Here is a 15,111-nt window from a genome sequence, read left to right on the forward strand (position 1 = left end):
TATCGGCTGGCGAAGCGACGGTTTCCAATCCGGATCATGTCCAACCCTGTTACCGCCATGGAGGCGGCACCGCGCCCGGCCGCGCTGCGCTTCTTCGGTTCCTACCAGCTGCTGCGGCTGGTCGGCAAGAGCGAGCGCACGATGGCCTGGCTGGTGGCCGACACGCGCGGCGGCCGCGACCTGCTGCTGGTGCTCCCGCGCGTGCAGCCGGCCGACCTGGCGGCGCTCGAACGCTGGACCGAAACCGTGCAGCGCGCCTCGCGGCTGCAGCACCCGCAACTCGCCGTCGCCGTGGACATCGGGGTGCAGGACGGCTGGCCCTACGTCGCCTACGACCTCGAGGACGCCGCGCCGCTGGTCGAGCGTGTCGGGCCGCAGGGCCTGCCGCCGCCGGAGTGCGCCGCGCTCGTCGCACGGCTGCTGTCCGGCCTCGCGTTCGCGCACCAGGCGGGCGTCGCGCACCAGGACCTGCAGGGCTTCGTCGTGCTTGTCGACGACCACGGCGGCGTGCGCCTGGCCGGGCTGGAGGTCGCCGCCGCGGTCGGCGAGGCGCCGTCGCTGGCCGCCCAGCGTGCCGCGGCCCAGCGCGACGTGCTCGCCGCCGGGCTGCTGCTGCACCACGCGCTGGCCGGCGTGCACGCCCTCGATGAGCCCGACACCGCGCGTGTCATCGAGCGCCTGCCGCCGCTGGGGCGCGAGATCGTGCGCCTGCCCTGGGCCACCTCGCACCTCGTGCCCGAGCCCTTGCGCGCGATCGTCAACCGCGCCACCGACCGCCAGGAACGCCATCGCTACCGTACGGCGCGCACGCTGTCCCGGGCGCTCGAGGGCTGGATCCAGGCCGAGTCCGGCGCCAGCGGTGCACTGACGCTGCTGTCGGACCGGCTGCGTGCCGCCGGCGTGCTGCCGGCCCAGCCCGGTGCCGCCGGCCGGCTGAACCGGCTGGGCGCGATGGAGCGCCAGCGCACCGACGAGATCGCCGAGGTCGCGCTGCAGGATCTGGCGCTGGCATTCGAGCTGCTGCGGGTGGTCAACACCGCCCAGGTGCGCGGCGTGCAGGTCTCGGGCAGCGGCCCGGTGCTGACCGTGCGGCGCGCGATCGCGATGCTCGGCATCGACGGCGTGCGCCGTGCCGCCACCGCGCTGCGCCCCTGGCCCGGCCCGCTGACCGAAGACGCCGCGGCCGAGCTGCTGCAGCTCATCGCGCGCGTGAAACGCGCCGGGCGTGTCGCCACGGCGCTGCGGCCAGCCGGCTACGACGCCGAGGTCGTGACGCTGATCGCGATGCTGCAGAACCTCGGCCGGCTGGTGCTGCAGTACCACTTCCCCGACGAGGCGCAGCAGATCCGCCGCCTGATGCTTCCCGCGCCGGGCGCCGAACGCGAGGACCCGGGCATGAGCGAGCAGGCCGCGTCGTTTGCCGTGCTGGGCATCGACGTCGAGGCGCTGGGCCACGCCGTCGCCCGCCATTGGGGCCTGGACGACGTCGTGCTGCACATGATCCGCCGCCTGCCGCTGGAGACCCCGGTGCGCCATGCCGACGGCGACACCGAGCTGCTGCGCCAGGTCGCCAGCGCCGGCAACGAGATCGTCGACGCCTACGCCATCTCGGGCACGGCGCCGGCGCCGGCACTGCAGCGCATCGCGCAGCGTTATGCGCGCGCCCTGGGCCTGTCGGTCAAGGAGCTGCAGGAGGCCGTCGCGGCGTCGATGCGGCCGGCCGGCGCGGCCCCGGCCGCCTCCTCCGACCGGCGCGCAGGGGTTGCGGGCAGGGCGGTGTCATGAGCCCGCAGGACTGGTCCGGGGCTCGTTCCCGCCTGGCGGGACCGGCCGAAGGCCGAAGGGTGCTCCAGTGAGCGCCGGTGCCGTCGGCCGCTTCGAGCTGCGGCGCGAACTCGGTCGCGGCGCCCAGGCCAGTGTCTGGCTGGCGCACGACCCGCGGCTGGACCGCGACGTCGCGCTCAAGCTGCTCAACGACAGCGTCGGCAGCTCTGACGTCGATGCCTGGCTGCACGAGGCGCGCAGCGTCAGCCGGCTGACGCACCCGAACATCGTCCCGGTCTTCGAGGCCGACCGCCACGGCAGCCAGCCGTACTTCGTCTTCGAGTTCGTGCCCGGGCGCACGCTAGCCGAGACGCTGCGCGAGCGCGGCGCCTTGCCGGCGCGCGAGGCGGTGACCCTGATGCTGGGCATCCTGGACGCGCTGGCGGCCGCGCACGCCCAGGGCATCGTGCACCGCGACCTGAAACCGTCCAACGTGCTGCTCGGCGAGGACGGCCGGCCGCGCGTGATGGACTTCGGCATCGCCACGCGCGTCGACGCCGGCAGCGCCCACCGCGGCGTCATCGTCGGCACGCCGGGTTACCTCTCGCCCGAGGCCGCGCGCGGCGAGGCGCCGACGCCGGCGCTGGACGTCTTCTCCGCCGGCATCGTGCTCGGCGAGATGCTGGGCGGCACGCGGCTGCTGCCCGAACGCGACGTGCGCCGTGCGCTCGAACGCGTGCAGCGCGAAGACCTGGCGATCCCGGCCGAGGCGGCTGTCGAGGAGACGCTGCGCGCCGTCGTGCGCCGCGCGCTCGAACGCGACGCCACCCTGCGCTGGCGCTCGGTGCAGGAGCTTCATGCCGCGCTGACGCGCTGGCTGGACCCGGACGTCGAGGCCGAGCCTTCGTCGCCCGCCGGCCACGGCACGCTGGACTTCCTGCTGCGCCGCATGCGCCACAAGGGCGACTTCCCGGCGCTGTCGGAGTCGGTGGTGCGCATCCAGCGTGTGGCCACCTCGGAAACCGAGAGCCTGAACCGCCTGTCCTCGGAGATCCTGAAGGACGTCGCGCTGACGAACAAGCTGCTGCGTGTGGTCAACACCGCGCACTTCAGCGCTGCCGGCGGCAGTGTCAACACGGTGTCGCGGGCGGTCGCGCTGGTCGGTTTCGCTACCGTGCGTGACCTGGCGATGTCGCTGGTGCTCCTGGAGCACATGCGCGACAAGGCGCACGCCAACCAGCTGAAGGAGGAGTTCCTGCGCGCCCTGATGGCCGGCACGCTGGCCGACGAGCTGAGTTCGGGCTCGCGCGAGGGCGAGGAGACCTTCCTCGGGTCGATGTTCCAGAACCTCGGCCGCCTGCTGACCGAGTACTACTTCCCCGAGGAGGCCGAGCAGATCCGCGGCCTGCTCGACGGCCCCGACGCGCCGGCCGCGGCGCACGAAGCCGCCGCCGCGCGGGTGCTGGGCATCGGTTTCGAGGAGCTGGGCATCGGCATCGCGCGCTCCTGGGGCCTGCCCGAGACGCTGCTGCGCACGATGCGCTCGCCCACCGGCGACGCGCCCGGGCGTGCCGTCGAGCGCGGCGTCGAGCGCCAGCGCTGGGTCGGCCGGCTGGGCAACGAGATGGCCGACGCGATGCTGTTCCTCGAGCCCGAGGCGCTGCCCGAGCGCCTGGCCGAGCTGGGCGCGCGCTATGCGCCGACGCTGGGTGTCGCGCCGCGCGAGATCGCCAAGGCCGCCGACGCCGCGCGGCTGCGCCTGGCCGAGCTGGCGCCGGCGATGGGCGTGCAGACCGCTCGCGGCGCGCGCGTGCGCCGTCTGCTGCACGCGCAGGCGCCGGCCGCCGAAGTCGATACGCTGACCGCGCTGCAGCTGGACAACCAGACGGTCGCCATCGCCCAGGACACCAACGGGCGCATCGCGCCGCCGCCGCCGGCCATGGCCGACGTGCTGGCCGCCGGCATCCAGGACATCACGAACACGATGGTGGCCGACGACTTCCGCCTCAACGAGGTGCTGCGCATGGTGCTGGAGACGATGTACCGCGCGCTGGAGTTCCGCCGCGTCGTCTTCTGCCTGCGCGACCCCAAGACCGAGACGCTGACCGGCCGCTTCGGCCTGGGCGACGGTGTCGAGGCGGTGAGCCGCGTGTTCCGCGTGCCGTTGCGGCCCACCGGAACGCCGGACCTGTTCTCCGCCGTCTGCCTGAAGGGCATGGACACGCTGATCGCCGACGCGACCGCGTCCAACATCGCCGCCCGGCTGCCGGCCTGGTACCGCGAGCAGGTGGCTGCGCCGTCGTTCCTGCTGCTGCCGATGACGCTCAAGAGCGCCACCTTCGCACTGATCTACGCCGACAAGGCCCAGTCCGGCACGCCGGGGCTGGGCGAGAAGGAGCTGTCGCTGCTGCGCACGCTGCGCAACCAGGCGGTGATGGCCTTCCGCCAGCGCAGCTGAGCGCGCCGCCGCTGCGGGCGGCGCCGTCGTCGGCTAGGCGCCCTGGCTGACCTTGTGGGTGATGTCGTTGGCCATGCCTTCGCCGATGAAGGTGTAGACCGCGCCCGTCGTGCCGGTGCCGGTGCTGAGCACGGCAAAGGTCCGGGGCGCGTCCTCGTAGTCGACGTTGTCGTCGATCCAGGTGCCCGAGTTGAGGTAGCGCTTGCCGTTGCCCAGGCTCCGGTACGAGGGCACGTGGGTGTGGCCGAAGACGACGACGTCGACGTTCTCGTCCGGGTTCTCGAGATACTGCGCCCGCGCCTGGGTGTAGAAGGACTCGTAGTCGACGGCGCCCGTCACCGCCGTGATGAAGCTGCTGGGCACCTTGACCCGGTTGAGCGCCTGGCGATCGGCCCAGGTGCGCTGGATGTTGCGGAACAGCACCGGCGCGCTGATCGTGCCGTCGGCCTGCTGCGCCGGATAGAAATCCAGGTAGCTGTAGCTGTCGTTGAAGCCGCAGATGTGCATGTCGAAGATCTTGTCCTCGAGGCCCTCGTAGGGCGTCATGCGCGTGGAGATCTTCTTCAGGACCGAGTGATAGAGGTAGGCCCCGTACTGGTCCACGTTCGACGCGTCGGGAATGTCCGTCACCGTCGGCAGGTTCTTCGGCACGCTCGGCTTGCCTTCCAGCACCCAGGTTGCGGCGTAACGTGCATAGAAATAGCCGGCGGGCAGGAAGGTGTCGTCGTTGCCGCAGAGCTCGGCATTGGTCAGCGTGTCCGGCGCCGAGAACAGGTCGTAGCGGTGGCCGTGCTCGATGACGATCTCGTTGCGGTCGCCGGTGTAGTAGGCGCCCAGCCCGCGGACGTCGCGCACCTGAACCAGGCCCGGAATGGCCGCCTGCAGCACCTCGGCTTCCAGCGTCAGATCGTGGTTGCCCGGGACGTAGACCAGCTTGATGCCACGCGAGACGACGCGGTTGAGTTCCTGGAAGACCTCCAGGTTGTTCGCGATGACGCTCCGGTAGAACTGGGCCTGGTCGGTGTAGACGGGGTAGTGGACCGGCAGGAACCACTCGTCGAGGAAGTCGCCGGCGATGACCAGTTCGCGCACGTCGCCGGTGTTGCGCAGGCATTGCAGGAACTTGACCAGCAGCGGCCGGTTGGCCAGCGTCTCGGTATACCGGTCGTCGATGCCCAGGTGCAGGTCGCTGATGACGACGATCTTGTTGCGGTTGCCGTTGGCGGCCCACAGCGGCGCGGCGTCGGGCGCCGGGTCCGAGCCGTCGTCCCCGCAGCCTGAGAGGTTCAATGCCGCAAAACACGTGCCGGCACCGGCGCCCAGCGTCTTGATGAAGTTTCTGCGCGAGAAAGTCATTTTGAGCTCCGACAAGCGGATGCTGTCTTGTAAAGTTCTGCGCTGAATCCTATCTCCCGGTGTCACCGATTTTTGCGTTGCACTCAATCGGCTGGTTTTTGCGCTCGAAAACGTCGGGGCGCTGTCTCGGTGAATATCACGCGACGTTTCTACGATGGCCCGCGAGAGCCACTGCGCGCCGTTTCGGGAATATTTCGCGGGCCACCGGAAAACGCTCGCGCGAGGTGTTCGTGATTTGCCCTGGGACAAATCGCGGCGCCGTCCGCTAGACCAGCAGGCGCACCCGGAAGAGGCCGTTCTCGATCCGGTACAGCAGTTCCGCGTCGTGCTTCTTGGCGAAGGCCGCGACGCTCTTGCTGCCGATGCCGTGGCCCGCGTCCCGTGCCAGCGGCTGGCCGGCCGCATCCAGCGCCGCGTCGCTGCCGCAGCTGTTCTCGATCTCGAGCAGCAGCCGCCCGGCGTGGCGGCAGATGAAGCGGATGACGGGCGGGCGTCCCGCGGGCAGGCGTTTGCAGGCGTGAAGCGCGTTCTCCAGCAGGTTGGCCACCACCATCGCGAGCTCCAGCGCGTCCACCTTCAGCTCGGCCGGGATGTCCAGTTCGATCCGCGTGCGGATGCCGGCCTGTTCGGCGAGGCCGGCGTAGTGCCCGACCGCGGCATTCACCGCGGCGTTCTCACAGTAGGCCGGGGCGAGTCCGGGGCCGGCGCGGTCGTCGCGCTGCAGCAGGGCCGCCGCCTCGGCGGTCTGCCCGCGCTCCAGCAGCCCGGACAGGATGCGGTTGAGGTGCCGGCGGTCGTGGGCGGCACGGCTGTTCTGCAGCGAAGCCGCTTCCATCAGCTGCAGCCGCGCCGCCATGCCGGTCGTCGCCAGCTGCAGGAATTCACGCTCGGCCTCGACGGCGAGTTTCTGCTCGCGCAGGTGGTACTGCCCGGTGATCGTCTTCAGCGAGTGCACGATCGCGATGTAGACCGACAGGCCGAGCAGGCTGAGAAAGAGCAGCGGCGAGTCGCGGTCCGTCAGCATCTGCCGGATGTCGCCGCCGAGAAAGTGGCCGAGGAAACACAGCAGCAGCGCCGACGCCGGCAGGATGTAGATGTGCCAGTAGTCCAGCACCTGCCGGTACAGCGGCGACACCCAGCGGCGGAATGCCAGGATGGCCGCCGCGAAGAAGATCAGGCGGAGAAACGTGTTGCCGTATGCCGGATCGGGAAATGCCTCCCGGAAGTAATAGCTGAGGAAGACGACGGCGGCATATATGTTGATCATCGTGATGTAGCTGAAACACCACTGCATGATGCTGTCGATGAACAGAGGTTTCAGCGCGATGCCGATCACGAGCAGCATCGCGAGGTCGACGTAGAAAACCGCGGTGTAGTCCCCGGCGAGATAGAAATAGTAATTCGCGCCGAGATTGGCGAAGAGGATCAGGGCCGTTGCCGCGATATAGATCCGCGGGTCGCGATACTTCGGCATGGCCATCGTCCAGAGCAGCAGCATCAGCATCAGGTCGGTGACCAGTGCGCGCAGCAGATCGGGGAGATGGGCGCTCACGGCCGGCTTGCCAGGTAGTCCATGTAGGCGTCGCGCACCGTCGCGTAGCGCTTCTCGGCGATCGGCACGAGCTTGCCGCCGCGCAGCGTGAAGCTGTCCTTGGAGAAGCGCTCGACGTGCCGCATGTTGACGACGAAGGCGGCGTGGCACTGCACGAAGCGTGGGTCGCCGAGGGCCGGAGCGCAGTACTCGGCGAAACTCTCGCGGAAGCTGCGGCTGGCCAGTTTCTCGCCGCTCTTCAGGGCGAAGACGGCGGTGTGGTGGTGGTACTCGCAGCAGGCGATGTCGGCCAGCCGGATCACGCGCAGGCCGTCGGCGGTCTTGACCGCGAAGGTCCGCTCGTCGCCGACGTCGGCCCTGGCGACGGCCAGCGCCAGGGTGTCGAAGAACTGCGTTTCGGCGATCGGCTTGACGAGATAGGCCAGCGGCTGGACGGCATAGGCGCGCAGCGCGAACTGCGGTTCGGTCGTCGTGTAGACGATCTGCGCCTCGCGGTCGACGCGGCGGATCTCCTGGGCGAGTTCCAGCCCGCTGATCATCGGCATGACGATGTCCAGCAGGTACAGGTGGTAGTTGCGCGTCTCGATGGCGGCCAGCAGCGCATCCGGGTCGGTGAAGCCGGTGACCTCCGCGTTCAGGTCCTGGCAGGCCGCGTAGTGCTGAGTCAGCGCCGTCAGGCGTGCGACTTCTTCAGGCAAGTCGTCGCAGATGGCAATACGAATCATCGGTCCGTCGGGGGGGCTGGCGGGATTATGCTGGATTGCGTTGCGGAGCTGCCTTTCCTGGTTGACAGGCGTGGAAAGGCCCGCCGAAGCGGGCCTTTCGAGATCGGGAGGAGTGACTCCCCGATTAGAACTTGTAGCCCAGGCCGAAGGTGAAGCCGTCGACCTTGACGTCGTCCTTGTTGTAATAACGCATGTAATCGACAACGCCGTACATGTTCTTCGAGAACGCGTACTTCATGCCCACGCCGAACGAAACGTCGTTGTCGCTGTCGGAGTTGCTGAACTCTCCGACCAGGGTCGCCTTCAGCTTGCTTTCGGCGAAGCCGACGCGGGCGAAGAGTTCGAGGCCTTCGCTGACGTCCACCTTCGGCTTGACGTAGAAGCCGTAGCTGTGCTCGAGCTTCAGCTTGACGGTGTCGCTGCCGGCGCGCACCGAGTCGTCGCTCGTTCCGAGAGCGAACATGGCTTCGAGCGCGACGTTCGGGTGCACCTCGTAACCCAGGATGCCGCGCACGGCGCCGAGGTCGAAGTCGGTGCCGACGACGTCGGCGTTCAGCAGCGAATAGCCGATCTCGCCGTAAATCGGCGAGGCAACCGTTTGCGCTTGGGCAGCGCCGCAGGCCAGAACGGCGGCGGCAATCATTGCGATCTTCTTCATTATTTCCCTGTCGTTTCTTCACTGCATGGCCGAATGCCATGCAGGGTGAAGAAATTACCGGCGCGTTCAGGCTGCGTCAACGCCGCGTCGCCTGATGGCGACATGCGGCTGTTGGCGGTTTGCGCCGGATCAGAGGAGGAGTTCGTCGGGCCGAACTCGGGTGCCATCGCCCGCAGGTTCGTGGGCTGGCACTGGCAAGGGAGGGTGACGAGCCTTACCCCCGGCACTGGTTGCAACGCTTAGGGCTGCTTGGTTCCCCACCTGACCCGGTTGGGCGCGCTTCCATGCGGGGAGGCCCGTCAGGGCGCATTCTAGCCGCAGTGCGCGGCGGGCCCGCCGGTGCCGGGGTGGCACCGCGGGCCATGGGCTCTCAGCGCAGCTGCAGCGCGTCGTCGCCCCACTCGATGCCCAGCGGCTCGACGACGAGGCGCTTGGGACCGGCCTCGACGCGGCCGGCGACGAGGGCCTCGATGCCCTGGGCACGGGCGATCTCGACGGTGCGCTCGGCGTCCGCGGCGGCGACGTAGAGCGCGAAGCCCGCGCCCATGTTCAGCGTGCCGTAGGCCTCGGCGTCGTCCTGGCCGGCGTGGCGCTGGATGAAGGCCAGCACCGGCGGCACCTTCGGCACCGCGCTGATGCGGTAGGTGAAGCTGCCCGGGTGGCGCAGCAGCTTGCGCCAGCCGTGGCCGGTGACGTTGGCGGCGTAGTGCACGCGCACGCCGGCCGCAGCCAGGGCTTCGGTGACCGGCGAATACAGCGTCGTCGGCGCCAGCAGCGCGTCGCCGTACGTCAGGCCCGGCTCGACCTCGGTGAGGTAACCCTCGGGCAGGCGCTCGACGAGCTTGCGCGCCAGGCTCAGGCCGTTGGCGTGGATGCCGCTGGAGGCCAGCAGCACGATCGCGTCGCCGGCGGCCAGATCGTCGCCCAGCGACAGGCGCTGCTTCGGGTTGACGATACCGGTGCACGAGGCGGCCAGGTCGATGCGGCCGCTCTCGACGATGCCCGCCAGCGCCGGCGTCTCGCCGCCGCCCCAGGCGACGCGGCAGGTGTCGCAGGCGGCTTTCCAGCCGGCCACCAGGGCCTGTGCACGCTCGGCGTCGCCGAACCAGTCGCTGCCGCCGGCGGCCCAGTAGGCCTGCACGACCAGCGGTGTGGCGCCGACGGTGATCAGGTCGTTGACCGCCATCGCGATCGTGTCCTGGGCGATGCCGGCGTAATAGCTGCGGCCGGTGAGCTTTTGCATCTCGTCGGCGACCAGGGCCTTGCTGCCCAGGCATTCGACGATGCTGGCGAGGTAGAACGGACCGACGTCGACGACGTAGGCGGATTCGCCGCGCGAGGCCTTCACCTCGGTGAAGCCGTGGCCCGCGAGGTGCGGGGCGGTGGCGGCGGCGGCGCGTTGCGCGGCCACTTTGAGCGGGTCGATCAGGTCGTAGACGACGCCGGACTGCTCGTAGCTCAGCGGAGTGTTGGCGGGTGCTTGCATGGGCCGGGATTATCGCCCCCCGCCCGTAGAATGCCCCGCGTGAGCTACGTCGTCCTCGCGCGCAAATATCGTCCCCGCAGCTTCGACCAGATGGTCGGTCAGGAGCACGTCGTCCGTGCGCTGAGCAACGCGCTGGAGCAGCAGCGGCTGCACCACGCCTACCTCTTCACCGGCACGCGCGGCATCGGCAAGACCACCGTCTCGCGCATCCTGGCCAAGAGCCTGAACTGCACCGGGCCCGACGGCACCGGCGGCATCACCGCGCACCCCTGCGGCGTCTGCAGCGCCTGCACCGAGATCGACGCCGACCGCTACATCGACTACATCGAGCTCGACGCGGCCAGCAACCGCAGCATCGACGAGATCCGCGACCTGATCGAGCGCGCGGCCTACAAGCCCGGCATCGGGCGCTTCAAGGTCTTCATGATCGACGAGGCGCACCAGCTCACCAAGGACGCCTTCAACGCGCTGCTGAAGACGCTGGAGGAGCCGCCCGAGTACCTGAAGTTCGTGCTCGCGACGACCGACCCGGAGAAGATGCTGCCGACGGTGCTGTCGCGCTGCCTGCAGTTCAACCTGCGGCCGATGGCGCCGCAGACCGTGCACGATCACCTGCAGAAGGTGCTGGCCGCCGAGCACGTGCCGCACGACGAGGCCTCGCTGCGCCTGCTGTCGCGCGCCGCGCGCGGTTCGATGCGCGACGCGCTGTCGCTCACCGACCAGGCCATCGCCTACGGCGGCGGGAGGGTCGACGAGGCCGTCGTGCGCGGCATGCTCGGCAGCGTCGACCGCGGCCATGCGCGCCGGCTGGTCGAGGCGCTGGCCGCCCGCGACGGCGCCGCGGTGCTGGCCACCGTCGACGCGCTGCGTGCGATGGGCCTGTCGGCCGCGGCGACGCTGGAGGAACTGGCCTCGCTGCTGCAGCAGATGGCGGTCGAGCAGGCCGTGCCCGGCGCGCTCGACGTGCAGGATCCGGACACCGAAGACGCGCGGGCGCTCGCCGGCGTGCTGGCGCCCGACGAGACGCAGCTGCTCTACAGCATCGCGCTGCACGGCCGCGCCGAGCTGGCGCTGATGAGCGACGAATACGGCGCGCTGACGATGGTGCTGCTGCGCCTGCTGGCCTTCCCGCCGGCCGGTGCCGCGCCGCTGCCGCCGCGCGAAGCGCCGCGTTCGGCGCCGCTGCGCGCGCCGTCGCCGCCGGCGATGACGATGCCGGTGGCCAAGGCCGCTGCGCCGGTCGCGGCACCTCAGCCGGCGCCGGCCGCGCCGGTGGCTGCGCCGCCGACCGCCGCGCCCGCATCGCGACCTACCGCGGCGCCTGTCGTTGAACGCCGACCGGAAGCGCCCGTGCCCGCGCCGGTGCCGCAAGCCGCCCCTGAACGCGCCACCAAGCGCGCGGCTTCGCACGATGACGACGGGCCCCCCTGGGATCCTGACGACGAGCCACCGCTCGAAGGCGAGTTCCGACACGCCGTTGCGGCGCCGTCGCGCAGGCCAGCCGAAGTGCCGGAGCCCGAGCGCTTCGAGCCCGCTCCCGTCGACGCCGTGCCCGACGAGCCGCAGCCCGTCGAGCGCCGCCCGCGCCCCGTGCGCCGCGACGAGCCGCCGGCACCGCCGCCGCGCACCCCGCTGGGCGACCGCTGGTATGCGCTGTGCCAGACGATGGCCGAACGCGGCGCGGTTTCGGCGCTGCTGCGTGAACTGGCCTGGCAGGGCGGGCTGGTCGAGGTCGACGAGGCCGCCGCGCCGCCACGCTGGCGGCTGCAGGTCGAACGCGAGTCGCTGCGCACCAACGCGCTGCGCGAGAAGCTGGCGGCCGCGATGGCCGCCGAGCTCGGCGCGCCGGTCGAGCTGGTGCTCGAGCCCGGCTCGCCCGAGGACACGCCGGCCCGGCGCGATGCCTGGGAGCGCACGCGCCGCCAGCAGGAGGCCGAGCACACGATCCGCCACGATCCGGTGGTGCTGGAGCTGATGCGTCAGTTCCCCACGGCACGCCTGGTGCCGAACTCGATCAAGCCGATCTGAGCGCCAGCGCCGCACGACGATAATCCCGCGTTTTCGGCGGCCCTGAAGGCCGCCACGAAAGGACACGACGATGATGAAGGGCCAACTCGCCGGGCTGATGAAGCAGGCCCAGGCGATGCAGGAAAACATGAAGCGCGCCCAGGAAGAGCTGGCGCAGCTGGAGGTCGAGGGCCAGTCCGGCGCCGGCCTGGTGAAGGTCGTGATGACCTGCAAACACGACGTGCGCCGCCTCAGCATCGACCCCAGCCTGCTGGCCGACGACAAGGACATGCTGGAAGACCTGGTGGCCGCGGCCTTCAACGACGCCGTGCGCCGCGCCGACGAGGTCAGCGCCGAGAAGATGGGCAAGCTGACCGCCGGCATGCCGATGCCGCCGGGCATGAAGTTCCCGTTCTGACGCCTTGCCGATGGCCGACACCGCGCTCGATGCGCTGATCGAGGCGCTGCGGCGGCTGCCGGGCGTCGGCCAGAAGTCGGCGCAGCGGGTGGCCTTCCACCTGCTGCAGCACGACCGCGACGGCGCGCGCCGCCTGGCGCACGCGCTGGACGTCGCCGCCGAGCGTGTGCACCACTGCGCGCGCTGCCACACCTTCACCGAAGACGAGGTCTGCCCCGTCTGCCGCGACCCCGAGCGCGACGCCCGGCTGCTGTGCGTCGTCGAGACGCCGGCCGACCAGCACGCGCTGGAACGCAGCGGCGGCTACCGCGGCCTGTACTTCGTGCTGATGGGCCGGCTGTCGCCGCTGGACGGCATCGGCGCCGGCGACATCGGCGCCGCCGAGCTGATCGAGCGCGCCAGCGACGGCACGGTGCAGGAGGTCATCCTGGCCACCAGCTTCACCGCCGAAGGCGAGGTCACCGCGCACGCGCTGGCGCAGGCACTGCGTGCACGCGGCCTCAAGGTCACGCGCCTGGCGCGCGGCGTGCCGGCGGGCAGCGAAATCGAATACGTCGACCTGGGCACGATCGCCCACGCGCTGGTCGACCGGCGCTGAACGGGCTCCCTCTCCCGCGTGCGGGAGAGGGCTGGGGTGAGGGTGGCGGCGATCCGCGTGAATGCCTGCGGCGTGCGCGGCCCCTCACCCCAGCCCTCTCCCCCTTGCGGGGGCGAGGGAGAAGAGCTCAGGCGCGCGACGCCGGCCGTGTGCGGTAGAACGCCATCGGTTGCGCCTTGGCCTCGCGCAGCACGCTCTTCCTGATGCGGCCGACGACGTGCATCTCGCAGGGCTTGCAGTCGAAGCGCAGCGTCAGGCGCTCGCCGCCGGAGACCAGCGTCAGCGGCTCGGCGCGCACCGTGCCCTGCACGCCGATCACGCCCTTGGCCTGCTTGGGGCACAGCGACAGCGACCAGCGCACGCAGTGGCGCGTGATCATCAGGCTGACCTCGTCGGCGCGCTCGTGGCTCTCGTAGGCGGCTTCGACGACCTTCACGCCGTGGCGGGCGTAGAAGGCTGCGGCCTTCGTGTTGTGCACGTTGGCCAGGTAGCTCAGCGTGTCCTCGGGGTAGGGCGCCGGCGGGTCTTTGGGCGTCGCGCGCGGCAGCGGCTCGAAGGCCGCGGCGCGCGCCGCTTCCAGGGCCGCGACGGCGTCGCGGCGCAGCGCGTTGGCCACCGACGCCGGCACGAACCACGGCGCCACGATGTCGACGCCACGCGCCTCGAAGATCGTGCCGCCCAGGCGCGCCAGGTTCTCGCGCAGTGTCGATTCGTTGCGCGCCGCGTCCTTCGGCAACTGGTGCGCGTGCACGACCTCGGCATGCGCGTAATGGCCGTCGGCGTCGACGAGCTGCAGCGCGAAGCCTTCGCCGGTGGCCTCGAAACGCAGGTCGACCGCGATCAGTCGCTCGGCCGACTTCTTCTCCAGCAGCCGGTCCCAGGCCATGTCGCGGTTGCGGCTGATCGCAGCGTCGCGGCGCAGGTCCTTCAGCGTCTCGATAGGCGCGTTGGGCTGCACGCGCCAGGCGCGGCCGCCCAGCGACGTGGCGACGTTGACCGGCACGCCCTGCAGCTCGCCCTGGCGGTCCCACCAGGTCAGCGCGTCGCCGTTGTTCAGCGCCGCCGAGGCGTCGGCGAGCGTGAGGTCGAAGTGGTCCTTGCCGACCCGCGTGACGTGGCCGATCTCGATGCCGGCGTGTTTGGGCGTGTCGAAGGCGCCGATGTCGCTCTGGCGGCCGTTGACGAAGTAGTCGGTCGCGCCGCGGTTGAAGCTGCGCGCCGGGTCGGGCGTGAAGCTGTAGCGGCAGCGGCCGCTGGAGGCGGCGCGCAGGTCCGGGCGCTCGTCGAGCAGGCGGTCGAGCAGCTGGCGGTAGTGCGCGGTGACGTTCTTCACCGTGCCCATGTCCTTGTAGCGGCCCTCGATCTTGAAGCTGCGCACGCCGGCGGCCACCAGCGCCGGCAGGTTGGCGCCCTGGTCGTTGTCCTTCAGCGAGAGCACGTGCTTCTCGTGCGCGACGATGCGGCCCTGGGCGTCGGTCACCGTGTACGGCAGCCGGCACTCCTGCGAGCACGAACCGCGGTTGGCGCTGCGCCCGGTGTGCGCGTGGCTGATGTAGCACTGGCCGCTGTAGGCCACGCATAGCGCGCCGTGCACGAAGAACTCCAGCACGACGCCGGGCGCGGCGGCGGCCACGGCCTCGATCTCGGCCAGCGTCAGCTCGCGCGCCAGCACCAGCTGCGAGAAGCCAGCGTCCTGAAGGAAACGCGCCTTCTCCGGCGTGCGGATGTCGGTCTGCGTGCTGGCGTGCAGCTGGATCGGCGGCAGGTCCAGCTCCAGCAGGCCCATGTCCTGGACGATCAGCGCGTCGGCGCCGGCGCGCCAGACGTCCCAGGCCAGGCGGCGCGCGTCTTCGAGCTCGTCGTCGCGCAGGATGGTGTTCAGCGTGACGAAGACACGCGCGTTCCAGCGGTGCGCGTGGCGCGCCAGGCGTTCGATGTCGGCCAGCGGGTTGCCGGCCTTGTCGCGCGCGCCGAAGCTCGGGCCGCCGATGTAGACGGCGTCGGCGCCGTGGTTGACGGCTTCGATGCCGACGTCGGCGTCGCGCGCCGGCGCGAGCAGTTCCAATGTGTCTCGCACGGCGGGACGGCG

The 15,111-nt window shown here is 70.7% G+C and carries 12 protein-coding genes and 1 other RNA gene; 5 read left to right on the forward strand and 8 right to left on the reverse strand.

Features of this window, described 5'->3' with window-relative positions:
- Nucleotides 1–36: 36 nt before the first annotated feature.
- On the forward strand, nt 37–1,785 hold the full coding sequence (locus EV684_RS06635) for an HDOD domain-containing protein (protein WP_243651081.1): 1,749 nt from the start codon (nt 37–39) through the stop codon (nt 1,783–1,785).
- A 67-nt stretch (nt 1,786–1,852) separates the two neighbouring features.
- On the forward strand, nt 1,853–4,222 hold the full coding sequence (locus tag EV684_RS06640) for a serine/threonine protein kinase (protein WP_132645443.1): 2,370 nt from the start codon (nt 1,853–1,855) through the stop codon (nt 4,220–4,222).
- A gap of 33 nt (nt 4,223–4,255) precedes the next feature.
- On the opposite strand, the gene EV684_RS06645 is transcribed toward EV684_RS06640, so the two are convergent.
- The 7 genes from EV684_RS06645 to EV684_RS06670 all read right to left on the reverse strand — a co-directional run bounded on the left by EV684_RS06645 (nt 4,256) and on the right by EV684_RS06670 (nt 9,999).
- The gene (locus EV684_RS06645) at nt 4,256–5,578 is read right to left on the reverse strand and encodes a metallophosphoesterase (RefSeq protein ID WP_207184281.1); all 1,323 of its coding nucleotides are present in this window, start codon (nt 5,576–5,578) and stop codon (nt 4,256–4,258) included.
- A 265-nt stretch (nt 5,579–5,843) separates the two neighbouring features.
- Nucleotides 5,844–7,082, reverse strand: coding sequence for a GHKL domain-containing protein (locus tag EV684_RS06650; protein WP_207184289.1), 1,239 nt, complete (start codon nt 7,080–7,082; stop codon nt 5,844–5,846).
- 44 nt (nt 7,083–7,126) lie between these two features.
- Nucleotides 7,127–7,828 (reverse strand): LytR/AlgR family response regulator transcription factor, encoded by a 702-nt coding sequence (locus EV684_RS06655; protein ID WP_242478369.1) that lies wholly within the window; start codon nt 7,826–7,828, stop codon nt 7,127–7,129.
- A gap of 151 nt (nt 7,829–7,979) precedes the next feature.
- Entirely contained in the window at nt 7,980–8,513 is a 534-nt protein-coding gene (locus tag EV684_RS06660) for a porin family protein (RefSeq protein ID WP_132645449.1), read from the reverse strand.
- Complete coding sequence (locus tag EV684_RS23950) at nt 8,513–8,680, reverse strand: hypothetical protein (protein ID WP_165908408.1); 168 nt, start codon at nt 8,678–8,680, stop codon at nt 8,513–8,515. Before EV684_RS23950 ends, EV684_RS06660 begins: the two co-directional genes overlap by 1 nt.
- Before the next feature lie 36 nt (nt 8,681–8,716).
- Nucleotides 8,717–8,814: signal recognition particle sRNA small type (gene ffs / locus EV684_RS06665), an RNA gene on the reverse strand.
- A gap of 69 nt (nt 8,815–8,883) precedes the next feature.
- Nucleotides 8,884–9,999, reverse strand: a complete 1,116-nt coding sequence (locus tag EV684_RS06670; protein WP_132645451.1) for an AIR synthase-related protein — start codon at nt 9,997–9,999, stop codon at nt 8,884–8,886.
- Between the two features lie 39 nt (nt 10,000–10,038).
- Between EV684_RS06670 and dnaX the strand changes: the two genes are divergently transcribed.
- The 3 genes from dnaX to recR all read left to right on the forward strand — a co-directional run bounded on the left by dnaX (nt 10,039) and on the right by recR (nt 13,022).
- On the forward strand, nt 10,039–12,027 hold the full coding sequence (gene dnaX, locus EV684_RS06675; RefSeq protein ID WP_132645452.1) for a DNA polymerase III subunit gamma/tau: 1,989 nt from the start codon (nt 10,039–10,041) through the stop codon (nt 12,025–12,027).
- Nucleotides 12,028–12,097: 70 nt separating this feature from the next.
- Nucleotides 12,098–12,424, forward strand: coding sequence for a YbaB/EbfC family nucleoid-associated protein (locus EV684_RS06680; protein WP_132645454.1), 327 nt, complete (start codon nt 12,098–12,100; stop codon nt 12,422–12,424).
- A gap of 10 nt (nt 12,425–12,434) precedes the next feature.
- A complete protein-coding gene (gene recR, locus EV684_RS06685) occupies nt 12,435–13,022 on the forward strand; it encodes a recombination mediator RecR (RefSeq protein ID WP_132645456.1) in 588 nt (195 codons plus the stop codon).
- Between the two features lie 127 nt (nt 13,023–13,149).
- On the opposite strand, the gene EV684_RS06690 is transcribed toward recR, so the two are convergent.
- Nucleotides 13,150–15,099: a peptidase U32 family protein gene (locus EV684_RS06690; RefSeq protein ID WP_132645458.1), complete on the reverse strand. Its 1,950-nt coding sequence runs from the start codon at nt 15,097–15,099 to the stop codon at nt 13,150–13,152.
- Between the last annotated feature and the right edge of the window lie 12 nt (nt 15,100–15,111).

The organism is Rubrivivax gelatinosus (assembly GCF_004340905.1).
Lineage (GTDB): Bacteria > Pseudomonadota > Gammaproteobacteria > Burkholderiales > Burkholderiaceae_C > Rubrivivax > Rubrivivax gelatinosus.

Bases quoted from the DNA above. Each gene is read 5' to 3' on its own strand.
- EV684_RS06635 (WP_243651081.1), top strand. From the start codon at position 37: ATGTCCAACCCTGTTACCGCCATGGAGGCGGCACCGCGCCCGGCCGCG.
- EV684_RS06645 (WP_207184281.1), bottom strand. From the start codon at position 5,578: ATGACTTTCTCGCGCAGAAACTTCATCAAGACGCTGGGCGCCGGTGCC.
- EV684_RS06650 (WP_207184289.1), bottom strand. From the start codon at position 7,082: ATGCTGATGCTGCTGCTCTGGACGATGGCCATGCCGAAGTATCGCGAC.
- EV684_RS06660 (WP_132645449.1), bottom strand. From the start codon at position 8,513: ATGAAGAAGATCGCAATGATTGCCGCCGCCGTTCTGGCCTGCGGCGCT.
- EV684_RS23950 (WP_165908408.1), bottom strand. From the start codon at position 8,680: ATGGCACCCGAGTTCGGCCCGACGAACTCCTCCTCTGATCCGGCGCAA.
- EV684_RS06670 (WP_132645451.1), bottom strand. From the start codon at position 9,999: ATGCAAGCACCCGCCAACACTCCGCTGAGCTACGAGCAGTCCGGCGTC.
- EV684_RS06680 (WP_132645454.1), top strand. From the start codon at position 12,098: ATGATGAAGGGCCAACTCGCCGGGCTGATGAAGCAGGCCCAGGCGATG.
- recR (WP_132645456.1), top strand. From the start codon at position 12,435: ATGGCCGACACCGCGCTCGATGCGCTGATCGAGGCGCTGCGGCGGCTG.